This is a genomic window from Wolbachia endosymbiont of Drosophila barbarae (assembly GCF_044752445.1).
Classification (GTDB): domain Bacteria; phylum Pseudomonadota; class Alphaproteobacteria; order Rickettsiales; family Anaplasmataceae; genus Wolbachia; species Wolbachia pipientis.
This window is the reverse complement of record NZ_JBIXJM010000233.1, coordinates 1-15,962: the sequence shown is the minus strand read 5'-3', so window position 1 is coordinate 15,962 and position 15,962 is coordinate 1. Positions and strand designations below refer to the sequence as shown.

At 36.2% G+C, this 15,962-nt stretch carries 14 protein-coding genes and 1 pseudogene; 7 read left to right on the top strand and 8 right to left on the bottom strand.

Going from position 1 to position 15,962, the window contains the following annotated elements:
- A partial coding sequence (locus ACIPNH_RS05500) for an IS630 transposase-related protein (RefSeq protein ID WP_400771409.1) occupies positions 1 to 117 on the bottom strand: 117 nt, incomplete at its 3' end.
- A gap of 246 nt (positions 118 to 363) precedes the next feature.
- On the opposite strand from ACIPNH_RS05500, the gene ACIPNH_RS05495 reads away from it, so the two are divergent.
- Complete coding sequence (locus ACIPNH_RS05495) at positions 364 to 738, top strand: TrbC/VirB2 family protein (protein ID WP_006279664.1); 375 nt, start codon at positions 364 to 366, stop codon at positions 736 to 738.
- On the opposite strand, the gene ACIPNH_RS05490 is transcribed toward ACIPNH_RS05495, so the two are convergent.
- Together ACIPNH_RS05490 and ACIPNH_RS05485 are read right to left on the bottom strand one after the other, a co-directional pair.
- Positions 714 to 1,712, bottom strand: a complete 999-nt coding sequence (locus ACIPNH_RS05490; RefSeq protein ID WP_400772139.1) for a pyruvate dehydrogenase complex E1 component subunit beta — start codon at positions 1,710 to 1,712, stop codon at positions 714 to 716. The genes ACIPNH_RS05495 and ACIPNH_RS05490 overlap by 25 nt on opposite strands.
- A 240-nt stretch (positions 1,713 to 1,952) precedes the next feature.
- Positions 1,953 to 3,050 carry an ATP-binding protein gene (locus ACIPNH_RS05485; RefSeq protein ID WP_264724149.1) on the bottom strand — a complete coding sequence of 366 codons (1,098 nt, stop codon included), beginning with the start codon at positions 3,048 to 3,050 and terminating at the stop codon, positions 1,953 to 1,955.
- A 718-nt stretch (positions 3,051 to 3,768) separates the two neighbouring features.
- Here ACIPNH_RS05485 and ACIPNH_RS05480 point away from each other — a divergent pair.
- Together ACIPNH_RS05480 and ACIPNH_RS05475 are read left to right on the top strand one after the other, a co-directional pair.
- Complete coding sequence (locus ACIPNH_RS05480) at positions 3,769 to 4,014, top strand: hypothetical protein (protein WP_400772136.1); 246 nt, start codon at positions 3,769 to 3,771, stop codon at positions 4,012 to 4,014.
- 147 nt (positions 4,015 to 4,161) lie between these two features.
- Positions 4,162 to 5,427 (top strand): MFS transporter, encoded by a 1,266-nt coding sequence (locus tag ACIPNH_RS05475; RefSeq protein WP_400772143.1) that lies wholly within the window; start codon positions 4,162 to 4,164, stop codon positions 5,425 to 5,427.
- A gap of 183 nt (positions 5,428 to 5,610) precedes the next feature.
- On the opposite strand, the pseudogene ACIPNH_RS06795 reads toward ACIPNH_RS05475, so the two are convergent.
- The 4 genes and pseudogenes from ACIPNH_RS06795 to secG form a co-directional block, all read right to left on the bottom strand.
- Positions 5,611 to 5,718 (bottom strand): annotated as a pseudogene (locus tag ACIPNH_RS06795) (WPE palindromic element domain-containing protein); the annotation flags it as partial.
- A 180-nt stretch (positions 5,719 to 5,898) separates the two neighbouring features.
- Positions 5,899 to 6,309 carry a nucleoside deaminase gene (locus tag ACIPNH_RS05460; protein WP_264724247.1) on the bottom strand — a complete coding sequence of 137 codons (411 nt, stop codon included), beginning with the start codon at positions 6,307 to 6,309 and terminating at the stop codon, positions 5,899 to 5,901.
- Positions 6,310 to 6,350: 41 nt separating this feature from the next.
- Positions 6,351 to 7,955, bottom strand: coding sequence for a CTP synthase (locus ACIPNH_RS05455; protein ID WP_264724151.1), 1,605 nt, complete (start codon positions 7,953 to 7,955; stop codon positions 6,351 to 6,353).
- On the bottom strand, positions 7,955 to 8,275 hold the full coding sequence (secG, locus tag ACIPNH_RS05450) for a preprotein translocase subunit SecG (protein WP_007548880.1): 321 nt from the start codon (positions 8,273 to 8,275) through the stop codon (positions 7,955 to 7,957). The genes ACIPNH_RS05455 and secG overlap by 1 nt, the downstream gene beginning before the upstream one ends.
- A gap of 144 nt (positions 8,276 to 8,419) precedes the next feature.
- On the opposite strand from secG, the gene ACIPNH_RS05445 reads away from it, so the two are divergent.
- Entirely contained in the window at positions 8,420 to 8,935 is a 516-nt protein-coding gene (locus ACIPNH_RS05445; protein ID WP_400772132.1) for a gamma carbonic anhydrase family protein, read from the top strand.
- Between the two features lie 42 nt (positions 8,936 to 8,977).
- On the opposite strand, the gene ACIPNH_RS05440 is transcribed toward ACIPNH_RS05445, so the two are convergent.
- Positions 8,978 to 10,057 (bottom strand): hypothetical protein, encoded by a 1,080-nt coding sequence (locus tag ACIPNH_RS05440; RefSeq protein WP_400772129.1) that lies wholly within the window; start codon positions 10,055 to 10,057, stop codon positions 8,978 to 8,980.
- Positions 10,058 to 10,322: 265 nt separating this feature from the next.
- Here ACIPNH_RS05440 and ACIPNH_RS05435 point away from each other — a divergent pair, with 265 nt between their 5' ends.
- The 3 genes from ACIPNH_RS05435 to ACIPNH_RS05425 form a co-directional block, all read left to right on the top strand.
- Positions 10,323 to 12,785, top strand: a complete 2,463-nt coding sequence (locus ACIPNH_RS05435; RefSeq protein WP_400772127.1) for a valine--tRNA ligase — start codon at positions 10,323 to 10,325, stop codon at positions 12,783 to 12,785.
- Between the two features lie 63 nt (positions 12,786 to 12,848).
- A complete protein-coding gene (locus ACIPNH_RS05430) occupies positions 12,849 to 14,498 on the top strand; it encodes an AAA family ATPase (RefSeq protein ID WP_400772125.1) in 1,650 nt (549 codons plus the stop codon).
- Between the two features lie 210 nt (positions 14,499 to 14,708).
- Positions 14,709 to 15,962: IS110 family RNA-guided transposase (locus ACIPNH_RS05425; RefSeq protein WP_400771638.1), on the top strand; the 1,254-nt coding region annotated here is incomplete at its 3' end.

Below are 15,962 nucleotides of genomic sequence, written 5' to 3'. Positions count from 1 at the left end.
CTCCCATAAAGTAGTTCGTCCAATTTTAAATCTTGCTGCCACTGTTTCTCTGCTTTCTCCTTCGTCTAGCGCTTCCATTGCTTTTTTCCTTAAGTCATAACTATATGCTGCTGGCACTCAACCTCCTTATCATCTTCTATCCTTATCTTATCACATCCGGACTTCTATGAAAAGAGCTATAAAGTCTGGATTCCAGCGTCAAGCACTGGAATAATATCGTTTACTATGTCTATATTACAATATTTGTGCAGTTGTGTGTCAACTACTTTTGTGGCACCGTTTGTTATTCAATCTTTATGCTAGTTTTACTAAAAATTATAGTATTTTAGGTATAATTGCAATATCTAAATTTAAGGTATAGAGATGAACCCTAGGAAAGTTTTTAATATTCTTTTTATAGTATTATTTATTTCTTTTTCTCATGTTGGGAGTGCTGCCGCTGACACTAATACTGATACAACTGCTCAAGTAATATGTAACATTATTGGCTACGTTTGGGGAATAGGCGGACCGCTTATGACCGTAGTGATAATAGGTGCAGCTTTGCTTGCGATATTTGGTAGAATGCCATGGCCAGCTCTTTTTGCACTCGGTATATTTTGTGCTGTATTTTTCGGTGCTAAAACTATCGTCATAAAAGTAATGGGTGGTATAGGCGGCACTGGAAATACTTCTTTGATGGACCAATGCGGAACAGGAGACACAAAAAAGAACTATTTTTTTCTAAAACAGACCTGATGCACGGCTTCAATTATATCTTCCACTTGCGGTAATGCTTTTTTTTCTAGATTTGCAGCGTAAGGTAAGGGGATGTCCTTGCCAGTTACACGTACAACTGGAGCATCAAGGTAGTCAAATCCTTGTTCCATAACAACGGCTGACAGCTCTGCTCCTATTCCTGCAAATGGCCATCCTTCTTCTACACTAACTAACCTATTAGTCTTCTGAATAGAGTTAATAACAGTTTGAGTGTCAAGTGGTCTTAAGGTTCTGAGGTCAATAACTTCAGCTTCTATACCTTCACTCGAAAGTAAATCTGCTGCATTTAAGGCATCCATTAATTTTAATGAAAAAGCAGTGATAGTTACATCCTTTCCTTCCCGTATAACAGCAGCTTTGCCTATCTCAAGTAGATAATCTTTGTTTGATAGCTCAGAGTCAGAAACTTCATGCTCATGTCCATAAGCTATTTCGTTTTCTAGAAATATTACCGGATTAGGGTCACGAATTGCAGCTTTAAGCAGACCTCTGCAATCTGAGGCAAAATAGGGTGCTATTACTTTTAACCCCGGTATATGCGAATACCAAGCTGCAAAGCATTGAGAATGTTGTGCAGCAACTCTTGCTGCAGCGCCATTTGGTCCACGAAATACTATAGGGCATCCAAGTTGTCCGCCTGACATATAATTTGTTTTTGCTGCGGAATTCACAATTTGGTCAATAGCTTGCATAGAAAAATTAAAAGTCATAAACTCGACTATTGGCTTTAATCCAGCAAATGCCGCTCCAACAGCAAGGCCAGCAAATCCATGTTCGGTAATAGGCGTATCAACTACTCTGTTTTCTCCAAACTCTTTCAGTAATCCTTTCGTTACTTTATAAGCACCATCATACTCTGCAACTTCTTCACCCATGATAAGCACATCAGAGTCGTTTTGCATTTCTTCTCTAATTGCTGTGCATAAAGCTTCTCTTACACTTAAGGTTGCCATTTATAAACTTTTATAGACTTTAACTAAAGTAACTATATCAGAATTACTGGGGGTAAGTAAAGTGTACAAATTAAGTTTTACAAACATCATGACCAACTCATTCCAAAAAAAAATCTTCTCACGCTTGCTGTTTTTTGTTGCTGGAAATGGCTGGATTATTTAAGCTTTTAGTAATGTATGTTGTTAAATTAATAGCAATTTATTTGGAAATAACAGAAAAATTTATGATAGTTTTATACTCTAAATAGAATAAGATACTTCTGTCTGTGTCTCCACGTTTGAAACTAACCTTATTCTATCTCTTTCTTGTTCTGGACTTAACCTGTGAAGCGCGTAACTGAAATCTTCCTCACTCACTATAAGCCGTCTTTGCGCACCAGCGCTAATTTTTGCTTCATTCACTAATTGCTCTAACTCAGCCCCAGAATAGCCTTCAGTCTTGTCTGCAATGTCTTGGAGGCTTAGCTTTTCATCAGTTTTTGTACCTCGCATATAAAGTGCCAATATCTTTTGTCTCACCTCTATGTTTGGATTAGGGACATAAACCTTCTGACCTAAACGTCCAGGTCTAATAAGTGCTGGATCTATACCACCGATAAGGTTAGTTGCACCAATTACTATTATATCTTTTCTGCTCTTAAATCCATCTATTTCAGTTAACAACTGTGTTAAACTCTCTCGACAATGGTAAGCTGAGTTATTAGCGGTACTTCTTTTTTGAGCAACTGCATCTATTTCATCTATAAAGACTATACAAGGAGAATATTTTTTTGCTATTTTAAAAAGCTCGCGTACAGCATGTGCACCATGACCAATATATACTCCAATAAGTTCAGGACCTGAGATGCTTATGAAATTCATATTTGATTCACCTGCAATTGCACGAGCGATAAGTGTTTTACCATTTCCAGGAGGGCCATATAATATGTAACCTCTTAGTGAATTAATACTTTTATTTCCAAACAGCTTGCGCATTTCTTCTGTCATTTGGTCACAGCAAATCATCTGCAACCGTTGTTTTAAGGAGTCATCAATTATAGCATCAGCAAATGTTATTCTTTTATCATCTGAATTAGCTAATTCTATCGATATAGGCAGCTCTACTTCCTTTAGTTTGCTGAATACTTGATCATATACAAACCAAACAATAAAAAGGAGAACGACAAGTAACACACAAGGCATAGCTTCACTAACATAATGTGCAGCTAACTCATACCCTTTACTAAGCAACATTGTATGCATATAGGCAAACAAAAAAGCGATAGAGACAATAGTTGCCACGCATAGTAAACAGATTGAAATTCTTTTTAGTAATTCTGAAATTTCAATTTTTTTCATCTTAATACCTTATACCAATTTTAAACTAAGAATAATTTTATCTAGCTTACCTATTTTAGCTTGATTAGAGCGTTCAGAAAAATTATCAAGTACGTACTTTAATTTATTAAATACTAAAAACAATATATCACCATATTGTCACATACATCTTTAAAGTTTACCAAATTCATTTTCAAAAAACAAGATTTTATTATTAACCCGAATTCTGGATTAGATTTTAGGTAAATTATTGAAAGTCTTGAATTTTACTAAATTAGTAACTAGTCTTAAAATGCTTACTGCTTTATCGTAAATGCTAAAACAATAAGCTATTGATATTCTTGTTTTTTTAATCTCCAATCCAGAATTCGGGTTAAAAACGCTAACTTGTATCTTCAAGGAGTAAGACATAATAGCTCTAAAATGTCTTGCAAGGAAAGGTAAAGCTGAATGCTAACTTATGCCAGAAAGATACCGTCTTGTTTGCCTTTTTGAGTAGTATCATCTTATTTTTCCTGTAAATTTTGTTTATAACGCCTAAGATTTACGATATTTTAATCCCGGTAGAATATCTTATAAAATCAGATTATATGTTATACCTATGGAAATAGATAACTTTCAGCAATATTACAACCAAGAAGAAATGAAGACAGTAACATTAGCTCAAATTTATAAAGACTTGGTAATAAAGATATTCGATATAGCCACAAGCAAAATGTAAGCTACTATTAATGGTATTATGGAAATAGCACCAACGATACCACCTACTATACCTACTACCAGAGGTGACGGAGTAGTAAGGCTTAATATAATAAGTGGGAGAGATATAATTGATAGTATTATAGAAATTACACCTACTGTTTTCAGAAGAGATAGAAATCCTTTTGAATCTAAATGTTCTTTAATTCCCTTAAATAATATAAAGAAAATGCTTATACACATTATAGCACAAAGTATTACTGCTGCTATAAGTGCTGCTAAATAAGCTATATTCATTATAACTTTACCACTAAACTTAATAACACTGCAATTATCACACACCATAATAAAAAAGTCAACTCCATATGTTTAGGTTGTAAAATCCCAAAAAGCAGCCAGAATAGAATAAGCAAACATTTACGAATTGAATTTAGTGCAAACAAGGGTGTTGATATCAACCATACTCTGCAGAATCGCAATATGGTATGACTACATGCTTTTTATTGATTTGATTAACATAATCAGCAGAGAGTTTTATTTTGCAAAAGATGTCTACAGTAACATACTGCAATTATTTGGAATTGTAGGGCTAGGTGCAATTGTAAGGCCACTTGGTGCATTCATATTTGGTCACGTTGGTGACAGGTATGGAAGGAGGATAGCATTAATAATTACTATCTTGCTAATATCGATACCATCAAGTCTCATTGCATTTATTCCAAGTCACAATCAAGTAGGTATAATTTCTACTATATTGCTTCTTGCAATCCATATAACACAAGGAATTGCACTTGGTGGTGAACAAGGAAGTTCTGTTTATCTTATAGAGCATTTATCCAGTAGGAAAGAGAACTTAGGGATGTATTTTGGAATGATGGGTTTTGGTCGCTCCATTGGCGTCTTGCTTTCTGCGGTGATAGTGATTATCTGCAAAAAAACTACTGATTTTTGTACCTGGGGTTGGAGATTGCCATTTATTTTCTCAGCTATTTTAGGATTAATTAGCGCGTATAGCATATACACATTGGAAGAAACTCCAGCATATGAAAAAAATCGAAAACAAAGAAATTTACCTGATTTGCCAATAATAGAGCTTATAAAACGCCACAAGAGAGCTCTTATACTTGCTATTTTAATATCTGTACCTGTTAATGTTGCTGTTGGATTTACCATATTTCTTCGAACTCTCGCAAAGGAAATAGCATCAGTGGATGTTTATGTAACAACATATATCAACGAAATTGTATTGATTATAACCAGTGTATTAATGCCGATATCTTCAATAGCGTTTGGAATGTTGGCTGATAAAGTTGGAAAAGAGCGCACTGCAATCTTATTTATAGCAATTACAATGGCACTGTGTTGTCCTGCGTTATCTATTGCATATTACTATAAAAATTATCTTGTGATTGCGTTGAGCGTAATGGTTCTCTCTATAATAGAAAGGGGTATAGTTCCCATAGGAATAGTTGCATCTGAACTCTTTCCTACCAATGTTAGATTTAGTGCTGTGAGCTTATCACGCAATATCTCTTATGCGTTACATGGAGGATTTACTCCTATGGTTTGTATTTGGTTGACTGTAACATTTCCTCAAACAAACCTTGCTGCTGGGCTTTATATAGTCTTCTGCTTGTTAATCAGTGTGGTAGCAATATTGCAAATAAAACCGCAAGATAAGAAATTTGATTGGTCTTAGTTTTCTCCTATGTGATTTGATAGACCGGGAAAGGGTTTCATCTAAGTAGCTGACACCCTGACAACCGTCATCCCGCTGCTTGTTAGCGGGATCTAGAGATACCGTGACGGTATGACGTAGGACTGCTGTCATTCCAGTCTGGAATCCAGAGAAAAGGATGATGTCATCCCAGTGTCCCTGTAATGTCATTCCAGTGCTTGACACTGGAATCCAGCCTTTATTATGCAGCCACTTGGTTAAAATTAAGTCTTCTGGATCCAAGTAGTCAGGGCACTGGGATGACAAAGGAGGGCAGTGTCAGCTACTCGGATGACACCCTGCTGGTGGACAATGTTTGTATAGTTGTGCGTCACGCGCTGGAATGACGAATTACTTAACCGCCATACCGTCACGGTATCTCCTAGCATAGATCCCGCTAACAAGTAGCGGGATGACGATTTTGTATCGGAAAACAAGTAGCATGACGATTTATCAAATGTTCCTTAGTTTCTCAAAAAAATCCTTTAACAAAAAAGAGCATTCTGTTTCTAATATCCCACCATAAACTTCAGGTATATGGCTGCAAAATTGAAATATCTTAGCACCATTTTCAATTCCTCCACCTTTTGGATTATAAGCTCCAAAGTACAATCGTTTAATTCTGGCAAAGGAAATAGCTTGAGCACACATCGGACATGGTTCTAATGTTACGTACATATCAGCATCACAAAGCGTGGGAGTTGAAAATGCTTGTCTGATCGCTAACATCTCTGCATGTGCAGTTGGATCGCTGGATATATTGTGTGCAGAAGAAATGATATTGTCTCCACTAACCATTACAGCACCTATTGGCACCTCACCATTTTTCTGAGCAAGTTTGGCTTGCTCTATGGCAAGCTCCATATATTGATACTTGAACACTTTCCTTTGCTAATCTTCTTCTTTTAAATTTTATTAACTGCTGCTTCAATAAATGATACAAAAAGAGGATGAGGAGAAAACGGCTTTGATTGAAATTCTGGATGAAACTGCACACCGATAAACCACGGATGACTCTCTAACTCCACTGCCTCTATGCACGTTCCATCTTCTGATATGCCACTGCATAGCAGCCCATTTTTTTCCAAATCATCTTTATAATCTGAATTGATTATGTATCTATGCCTGTGTCTTTCTGAAATAGTAGTGTTACTATATGCATCCATCATTTTAGAGTTTGCATTTATATTACATTTGTATGCTCCAAGTCTCATGGTTCCACCAAGATCGTCATCTTGATCGCCAGCTAACTTAACGATTGGATGTTTACAGTTACGAAATTCTTCAGAGTGTACATCTTCAAGCTTAACAACATTACGAGCAAATTCAATAATTGCAAGCTGCATACCAAGGCAAATTCCGAAAAATGGGATATTATTTGTACGGGCATAATTTATTGCTAATATTTTACCCTCTACTCCGTCATCACCAAACCCCCCTGGAACAAGGATTGCATGAGAATTCTGTAATTTCTCTCCTATAAGTTTTTCATTTATAGGTTTTTCTTCCTTCTCTCTTGAGTTAACCCAATTTATCTTTACTTTGACTTTATTACTAATCGCACCATGATTTAATGCTTCAACCAGTGATTTGTATGCATCAGGGAATTCGGTGTATTTTCCCACTATAGATACAGTAACTTCCTGTGTTGGGTGCCTTATGGAATGCACTATTTGATCCCATTCAGTCAAGCTTGGTTTTGGCTTACTTAAATGAAAGTGCTCCAAAATTTGCGTATCAAGCCCACATTGGCTATACAACACCGGTAACTCATATATATGACTCACATCAGGGGCAGGTATCACATTGGATAAAGAAACATTGCAAAGCTTAGCTATTTTCTCTCTTTGATTATCGAAAATTTCTTTCTCACTGCGGCATAATATAATATCTGGTTGTAACCCCGCGGAATTTAACTCTCGAACTGAATGCTGCGTTGGCTTTGTCTTTAATTCTTGCGCTGCGGTAAGATATGGTATTAAAGTTAAGTGAATAAGGATAACTCTTTGTTTTCCTAATGTGTAGTTAACTTGGCGTATAGCCTCCAAAAATGGTTGGCTTTCAATGTCACCTACAGTTCCACCTATTTCACATATTACAAAATCTAAACCTTCCGTACCATTAAAAATGAACGATTTGATCAAATCTGTTACATGAGGAATGACTTGCACAGTTTTGCCCAGATAATCACCACGCCTCTCTTTCTTCAATAACTCATGATATATCTTACCAGTTGTTATATTGTCATCTTTTGTTGCTTTAATTCCAGTAAAACGCTCATAATGCCCAAGATCCAAATCAGTTTCAGCACCATCTTCGGTAACAAATACCTCTCCGTGCTGAGTTGGGTTCATTGTTCCAGGATCAATGTTGAGATACGGGTCAAGTTTTCTGATACGGATCTTAAAACCGTGAGCTTGAAGAAGCGCACCAACGCTTGAAGCAACTAAGCCTTTACCAAGCGATGACACAACTCCACCTGTGACAAAGATAAATTTAGCTTCCTTCATTAATTTTCAAATGGAACAGAAGTAGATTCACTTTCTTGCTTTTTTTCTAATATAATTTTTTCTGCGATCGATTTTTTATGTACGTCTTTTGAACATAATCCTGACAATAGCAATGTGTTTATAATAAACAATCCAGCAACAATAGCCGTTATTCTGCTGAGCGGGTTTTCAGAAGATTTCACCGGAATCATCGAATTGACCCCCTGTTGTGTATTACTAAAACCACTTAACGAACTACTTCCAGGCGGCTGCAAGAGCACTAAAATTACTAACACAACAACCAATATTATTTGAAATATACTTAATACCGCTACTGACATTATAGATAGGGCTGAAAATAAAAATCTTAGCAGTACAAAGCACGTAAGTCAAGAACATCTGTCACCCAAGTAGTTTGAAATCTAAGTATGTATTTACTGCCTACCTTATTTTGATTAACATATGCATAAGACTTTGGGCTTAATATGTATCACATTTTAAAATACAAAGATTATGAACCAAAAATAGACGAAAGTGCTTTCATCGCGGGTGGTTCGCATATCATAGGTAAGGTTGAAATAGGAAGAGATGCAAGCATCTGGTTTAATTGTGTGGTCAGAGGGGACGTTGGATCAATAAAAATAGGTGATGGAACAAATATTCAAGATGGAACGGTAATTCATGTGGATAGAAACCCAGGTGGTGACACAATTATTGGCAGCATGGTAACAGTAGGACATTTTTGTGTGTTGCACGCATGCACGGTGCATGATAAGGCGTTTATTGGTATGGGCTCTACCGTGATGGACCATGCAGTTGTGGAGCCTGAAGCTATGGTAGCTGCTGGCTCACTGGTAACACACGAAAAAGTGATAAAAAGTGGAGAAATATGGGCTGGTAGGCCAGCAAAGTTCTTCAAAAAGATGTCGAATGAAGAAATTAAACATATTACACAATCAGCACAAAATTATATTATGCTAATGAAGGAATATAAAAACTGAAGTTTGCGTCAAGTGTTTTACTTGACGCGTATGGCTCAACCCTTATTGCCTCCCTTTATTTTTATTCCCATTTACTCCTTGTGCTTTCGTCCCATCTACTTGAGTACTAGGTAATGCTGCATATGTAATACCACCAGCTACGAGTGCAGATGTTACTGCTATACCAATTATTACTAACATCTCTAACCTAACTGTATGTTCAAGTGCAGTAAATGCTATCAGTCCAGCAGCAAGACCAACACCAACAGTAGCGGTGTACTTCGCTCCATTGCCTTGTTTTGGTTGCTCAGTTGTTTTGCTTTTATCTTCTAATGTTTGTTTTTCCTTCTGTAATTTATCAACAAGACTTTTACTCTCTTCTAATTGTTTATTTAACTCCACAACTTCAGCATTTTTAGCTTGCAACTGCTGAACTTGAGCTTTTAATTGTGTTATTTCCTCATCTTTAGCTTGTAACTGTTGCTGTAAGTTCGCAACTTCTTGTGTATTTTGTTGAGCTTTTAATGCTGTCATTTCATTCTCTTTCTCTGTTAACTTTTGCTGTAACACCACAGCATCTAATGCTTCCAATTCTGTTATTTTAGCATTTTTCTCTTCTAAATGCTGCTGTAACGCTGTAGAATCTATTGCCTTTAGTTTTTCCACTTCAGCTTCTAAGTCTTGTTTTTCCTGCTGAGCTGTGTCCAATTGATCTTGTAATTCTTGTGTTTTAGTTCTCAATTCCTCCTCAGCTTTCTTCTTTGCAGCTTCTAATTCTTGTATTTTAGGTTTCAATTCTTCTAATTGGTTTTGGGGATGTTGAAGCATCTGTACCTCAACTTCTTTTTTTGTATTATCAAGGCCCAACAGGGTTTTTATTTCTGTTGCAGTAGTAAAAGCTTTTCTGTCACCTTGTTTCTTAGCTGAAGATATAGGCATGATTACAATATTATCTCCTTGATTTTTTTTTTCTTTTTCAAACAAACCGGTAATATATAATTGCTTATTACCTAGTGAAAAACCCGCATAAAACTTTTTAGAACTTGAAATGTTTTCATACTCTTGAAATTTTTTAAAATCATCTTGCGCTATAATAAGCATTATTTCATTATTGATAACCTTTATTGTACCATTAACTTCCATAAATATATTAAACCTCGATATATATAATTAACATTACATAATACCCTTAGAACCTAAGGTCAAGTAATATTTTTATCATAGCATAGAAAATTTATGTTCGTAAACAAAAAATTTTGGCGTAAAATTGCCGTATTTACTTAATTGTGCTATAGCTAAAGTAATTTAGGTTTACCGACCATCGTCATTCCGCTGCTTGTTAGCGGGATCTAGAGATACCGCGGCGGTATAACGTTGCTAGCTTAAGGTTTAAAATTGAGAAATATTTATGTTAAAAGAAAAATACGGCTTTAAAGAAGTTGAAGACAAATGCAACATATTATGGGAAGGCAGTAAAGTTTACAGGTGGAATGGTGAAAAGGATAACACTTTCACTATAGACACACCTCCACCGACAATATCGGGTAAATTGCATATTGGCCATATATTTAGCTATTGCCACACGGACTTTATTGCAAGGTTTCAGCGCATGCTGGGAAAAGATGTGTTTTACCCAATTGGGTTTGATGATAATGGGCTTCCCACTGAAAGATTGGTTGAGCAAACCTATAAAACCCGCGCAAAAGAAGTTGGCAGGGAAAAATTTATAGAGATGTGCCATGAGGTTATTGAAAAATCAAAGCAAGAATTCAAGGAACTATTTAAATCGGTCGGCATTAGTTATGACTGGGATTTGGAATATCACACGATCAGCAAGGAAACTGTGACGCTTTCACAGATGTCGTTTATTGATCTATATAATAAGGGATATGCATATAGAAAAATGCAGCCTATCCTTTGGGACCCGGTTGATAAAACCGCAATTGCGCAAGCAGAAGTAGAAGATAAAGTTTTTGAGTCATCCTTAAACACGATAGTTTTCTCTACTCAAGAAAATGAGCAAGTCAATATTGCAACTACGCGACCTGAGTTACTTCCCGCATGTGTTGCAGTTTTTTGCCATCCAGAGGATGCGCGCTACACCCACCTGATTGGAAAAACAGCGGTAGTGCCAATTACAAAGGAAAAAGTACTAATCATTGCTGACGATAAGGTCAAAATAGATAAAGGCACTGGGCTTGTTATGTGCTGTACGTTTGGTGATGAGCTCGATATATATTGGCAGCAAAAGCATAATCTGCCGATGAAAATTATCATCGATCAGGATGGGAGGATGGACCTAGATGATGTCATTCCACCACACCCCGGCGTCATGAAAGTAGCTGACACTGGAATCTACGATGAAATAAATGGATTGAAAGTTACAGCAGCAAGAAAGAGGATGATCGAAATCCTAACTAAAAAAGGACTTTTGATAGAAAGCACTAGCATTTCTCATTCTGTTAAGTGTGCAGAAAGATCTGGTGCACCACTTGAGATATTACCTACTTATCAATGGTTTATCAAGACCTTAGAGCAAAAAGCTCAAGTATTAGATAAAGTAAAAGAATGCAATTGGCATCCAGCTACTATGCGTAAACGTATGGAAGTGTGGATAGAAGGGCTAAATTGGGACTGGTGCATCTCAAGGCAACGTTATTTTGGTGTGCCATTTCCAGCGTGGTATTCTAAACGTAAGGGAGAAGAAGGTAAAATTATTCTAGCTGAGATAAAGGACCTAACTATAGATCCACTCAAAGATTTGCCAAAAGGGTATAGCAAAGAAGAGGTTATCCCAGATCAAGATGTAATGGATACCTGGGCCACAAGTTCAATTACTCCTCAACTGAGTGCACTGGCAGTAAACAGTGAGTTTAGTTTACCAAATCATCGCTATGATACGATATTTCCTGCAGATCTGCGCAGCCAGAGCCATGAGATAATAAGAACTTGGGCTTTTTATACTATTTTAAAGGCACATTATCATGCAAATTCTTTACCTTGGAAAAACATTATGATCAGCGGTTGGTGTTTAGCAGATGATAAGAAAAAGATGAGTAAATCAAAGGGTAACATCATTACTCCTCATGTAATACTTGAAACTTATGGAGCTGATGTAGTGCGCTATTGGGCAGCGAACTCAAGGCTTGGAGTTGATACAGTCTACTCTGAAAATATATTCAAAATTGGCAAGCGCCTCGTTACAAAACTTTGGAACGCTAGCAAGTTTGTTTCCATGTTCATGGAAAAGCATCAAACAGTAAGCATAAATTCCATCAGTGAGACGATGGATAAATGGATACTGTCTAAGCTGTACAAAGTAATAGGTAAAGCAACGAATAACCTATTACAGTTTGAATACTGCGAAGCTTTGGGCGCAGTAGAAGAATTTTTTTGGAAGGATTTTTGTGATAACTACTTGGAATTAGTAAAAAAACGCGCGTACGGAAGCAGTTTAAGTGCAAAACAAAGCTTGGCGTATGTACTGAATATTATTTTGCGGTTATTTGCACCTTTCTTGCCTTACATTACAGAAGAGATATACCACCAATTGTATAGTTATAATTCTGTACACAATAAAAGCAATTGGCCGAGCAAAGAAGAACTTATCTACGATAAATATTCAGAGGAAATGGGAGATAATGTTATTCAGATATTAAACATTATCAGAAAGATAAAGGCAGATAATAATGTATCAGTTAAGCATCTGATAAAAAAGTTGATGATAAAAGCAGATCTACGAGAGGATAAATTGAATCAATCTGCACAGGATGATTTGCAGGCAGTTTCCAATGCGGAAACGATAGAGTGGATGCAGTCTGAGCTTGAAACTGAAGACGGAAAATACATAGTGAATATAGACTTATACTGATTTTTATAGCTTTACTTCCTTTAATATCCATGCTATTGTAATCATTATTAGTATGAGGGAATAATGAGGGATTTGTATAGTAAAACCAATGCACCATATCTTATAGCTGGTGCTCTTGCTACTTTGGTATTGCTTGCGTCTGGGACACTTGCTGTTGCTCCTTATGTTGCATTCTTATCTCCAATTGCAGCCTTTAATGTAGCTCTTCCTGTTGCCTTGAGTTTATCTATACTATCTACTTTGATACTCGCACTTTCATGCAAGATGATTAGTCGAAATAAAAAATTAGCTGCTCAAGGAGCGGAGCTTAATGAAAAAACTGAATTAGCTGCAGAGCAAGAAAATACAATACAAAGCTTAGAACCTCAAATTAAAGGGCTAAATAAGAAAGTTAGTGATCTCGAAACAAAATTAGATGAAATTTCAAGGCAAGCTAATGGTGCTGCAACAAAAGATGAAGTGGAAGAGCTAAAGGCAAAGATTGCTAGTGCTGCAACACAAGAAGAGATAAATAAGCTTAGTAATGAAGTGAAAGAGCTAGGGACAAGCGCTGCAACAAAAGAAGGGCTAAATAAGAAAGTTAGTGATCTCGAAACAAAATTAGATGAAATTTCAAGGCAAGCTAATGGTGCTGCAACAAAAGATGAAGTGGAAGAGCTAAAGGTAAAGATTGCTAGTGTTGCAACAAAAGAGGAGCTAAATAAGCTTAACAATGAAGTGAAAGAGCTAGGGACAAGCGCTGCAACAAAAGAAGAGCTAAAGGCAGGGCTTAATGGTGCTGCAAAAGATGAAGTGAAAAAGTTAATAGAAGATGCAGTGGAAGAAAGGCTTAGTAGTCTCATAAAGGAAGTTGAAGTAAAAGAAGAGCTGCAGATGAAGTTTTATGAAAAAGGTAAAAAAAGATATAAGACAACATTTGATGATGTTATACTTCCAAATGATAAGAAACAAAAGCTGAAAGAGATTTATGAATCACAAAAAGAATCAGATGCGGCTCTAAAAAAAGGAGAAGGATACATTTTGCATGGTCTACCAGGAACTGGTAAGACTATGATTGCTAAGGCAATTGCGAGTGAAACTAAAGATACATCTGCATTTATAAGTGTTTCTGGTTCTAGTTTGTTTAATATAAAAAATATAAATGATCTTTTTAAAAAAGCAGAAGAAAATGCTCCTTGTATAGTTTTTATAGATGAAATTGAAGGCTTTGGCAAAGCGTATAGTTCTGATGATAATATACGATATTTAAAACATTTCTTAACTAAAATTGATGGCTCTGACCATGTAAAAGGTGTGACGGTGATTGCTGCAACTAATCATATAGGTATTTTAGATAAGGCACTTGTTAGGGGAGGTCGTTTATGCAATCACATTGAGATTCCTACATTAGGTACAGATACGCGTAAAAAAATAATCAACCAGTATTGTCAGAAGAAAAATTTGCAAAGTATCGCTCATACAATTTTAAACAATACTAGTGAGGATTTTTCACCAGCAAATCTGATTAGTTTATTAAAGGAAATAGAAGGTTGTGCAAGTAAAGTACGTGACAAGACTAAGACTGCGGCTATTTGTCGAAGTTTTAAGAGGACTCATAATATTAAAAAGGTGTCGAATAAGCAGACTAACAGGAAAATTGAAAATTCTATAGGAGCGTCGAACAAGAAAAAAATCTTGTTAAACCGGAAAGAAACTATTTCTTCACTTCCATAGCAATTTTTATATATAATTTATCAAGAAGTACTTCTGCAGTTATAACCGACTGATCAATGGTGCTTAAGTGCCCGTTTAGGAGCGTGGTTTTGGAGGAACGGTTAAACCACTGATGGAGTCTATTATGACTACCTCGATTAGAAGATTGTATAATCTAACCGTCCCAAGCTTAAGTGCTTCTCCATTATAAGTTATAGTAGGATAATTACCATGATAAAGGCAAAAAGTAAACTAGAAATAGTGAATCCTGATACAGCAGGAATTGATATCGGCTCAGCTGTACATTATGTATGTGTACCTGAAGGAAGAGATGAACAACGTGTCAAAAAATTTGGATGCTTTACAGTTGATCTTCATAACTTAGCAGGGTGGTTAAAGAAATGTAAAATTAGAACAGTAGCTATGGAATCAACAGGAGTATATTGGATTCCTTTGTTTCAAATACTTGAGTCATATGGATTTGAGGTAAAATTGGTAAATGCACGATATATTAAGAACGTGCCTGGTAGAAAATCCGACGTTCAAGACTGTCAATGGTTACAACAATTACACAGCTATGGATTACTCCATGGGTCGTTTAGACCTGATGATCAAATGTGTGTGTTGCGTAATTACGTTAGGCAACGTAGCAACCTGATTGAAAGTGCATCCACACATATTCTACGTATGCAAAAAGCGTTAATTCAAATGAACGTTCAATTACACAAAGTCATAAGTGATATTACTGGAGTAACCGGTATGCAAATTATCAAAGCAATAATTGAAGGTGAAAGGAATCCTGAAAAATTATCAGAATTGAGAGATGTACGGATAAAAAATGATAGATCTACCATGGCAAAAGCGCTAAAAGGCGACTACAGAAAGGAACTCTTATTTGTGTTAAAGCAAGAATTTGAATTGTATAATATTTATCAGGAAAAAATAGCAGAATGCGACAAAAGCATCGAACAATATTACAAAACATTTGAAACAAAATCTGACGAGAATAAGCGATGCAGCAAAATAAAGAATAGGTTTTCAAAAAACAGACCAGACTTTCCTTTACACGAAGAACTGTATAGAGTAACCGGTATTGATTTTACTAAAGTTCCTGGGCTTGATGTGCTAACTATACAAACAATTATCTCAGAAGTTGGTTTGAACCACGATAAATGGCCATCAGAGAAGCACTTTACTTCTTGGTTGGGGCTAAGTCCTGCTAATAAAGTTACAGGGGAAAAAGTATTTGGGACGAGAACTCGCAAAGTTATTGCTCGTGCTGCAAATGCTTTTAGGATGGCTGCCCAATGTGTGTCAAGAAGCAACAGTGGGATTGTTGCATATTGCAGAAGGTTAAAAAAACGACTAGGAGCACCGAAAGCGATTACCGCTACGGCTAGGAAATTGGCGTGCATTTTTTATAGTATGCTAAAGTATGGACAGGAATATGTAGAGAAGGGCATTGATTACTATGAAAAGTTATAT

Coding starts and splice junctions, on each gene's coding strand:
- ACIPNH_RS05495 (WP_006279664.1), top strand. CDS start 364: ATGAACCCTAGGAAAGTTTTTAATATTCTTTTTATAGTATTATTTATT.
- ACIPNH_RS05490 (WP_400772139.1), bottom strand. CDS start 1,712: ATGGCAACCTTAAGTGTAAGAGAAGCTTTATGCACAGCAATTAGAGAA.
- ACIPNH_RS05485 (WP_264724149.1), bottom strand. CDS start 3,050: ATGAAAAAAATTGAAATTTCAGAATTACTAAAAAGAATTTCAATCTGT.
- ACIPNH_RS05480 (WP_400772136.1), top strand. CDS start 3,769: ATGGAAATAGCACCAACGATACCACCTACTATACCTACTACCAGAGGT.
- ACIPNH_RS05460 (WP_264724247.1), bottom strand. CDS start 6,309: ATGGAGCTTGCCATAGAGCAAGCCAAACTTGCTCAGAAAAATGGTGAG.
- ACIPNH_RS05455 (WP_264724151.1), bottom strand. CDS start 7,955: ATGAAGGAAGCTAAATTTATCTTTGTCACAGGTGGAGTTGTGTCATCG.
- secG (WP_007548880.1), bottom strand. CDS start 8,275: ATGTCAGTAGCGGTATTAAGTATATTTCAAATAATATTGGTTGTTGTG.
- ACIPNH_RS05445 (WP_400772132.1), top strand. CDS start 8,420: ATGTATCACATTTTAAAATACAAAGATTATGAACCAAAAATAGACGAA.
- ACIPNH_RS05440 (WP_400772129.1), bottom strand. CDS start 10,057: ATGGAAGTTAATGGTACAATAAAGGTTATCAATAATGAAATAATGCTT.
- ACIPNH_RS05435 (WP_400772127.1), top strand. CDS start 10,323: ATGTTAAAAGAAAAATACGGCTTTAAAGAAGTTGAAGACAAATGCAAC.
- ACIPNH_RS05430 (WP_400772125.1), top strand. CDS start 12,849: ATGAGGGATTTGTATAGTAAAACCAATGCACCATATCTTATAGCTGGT.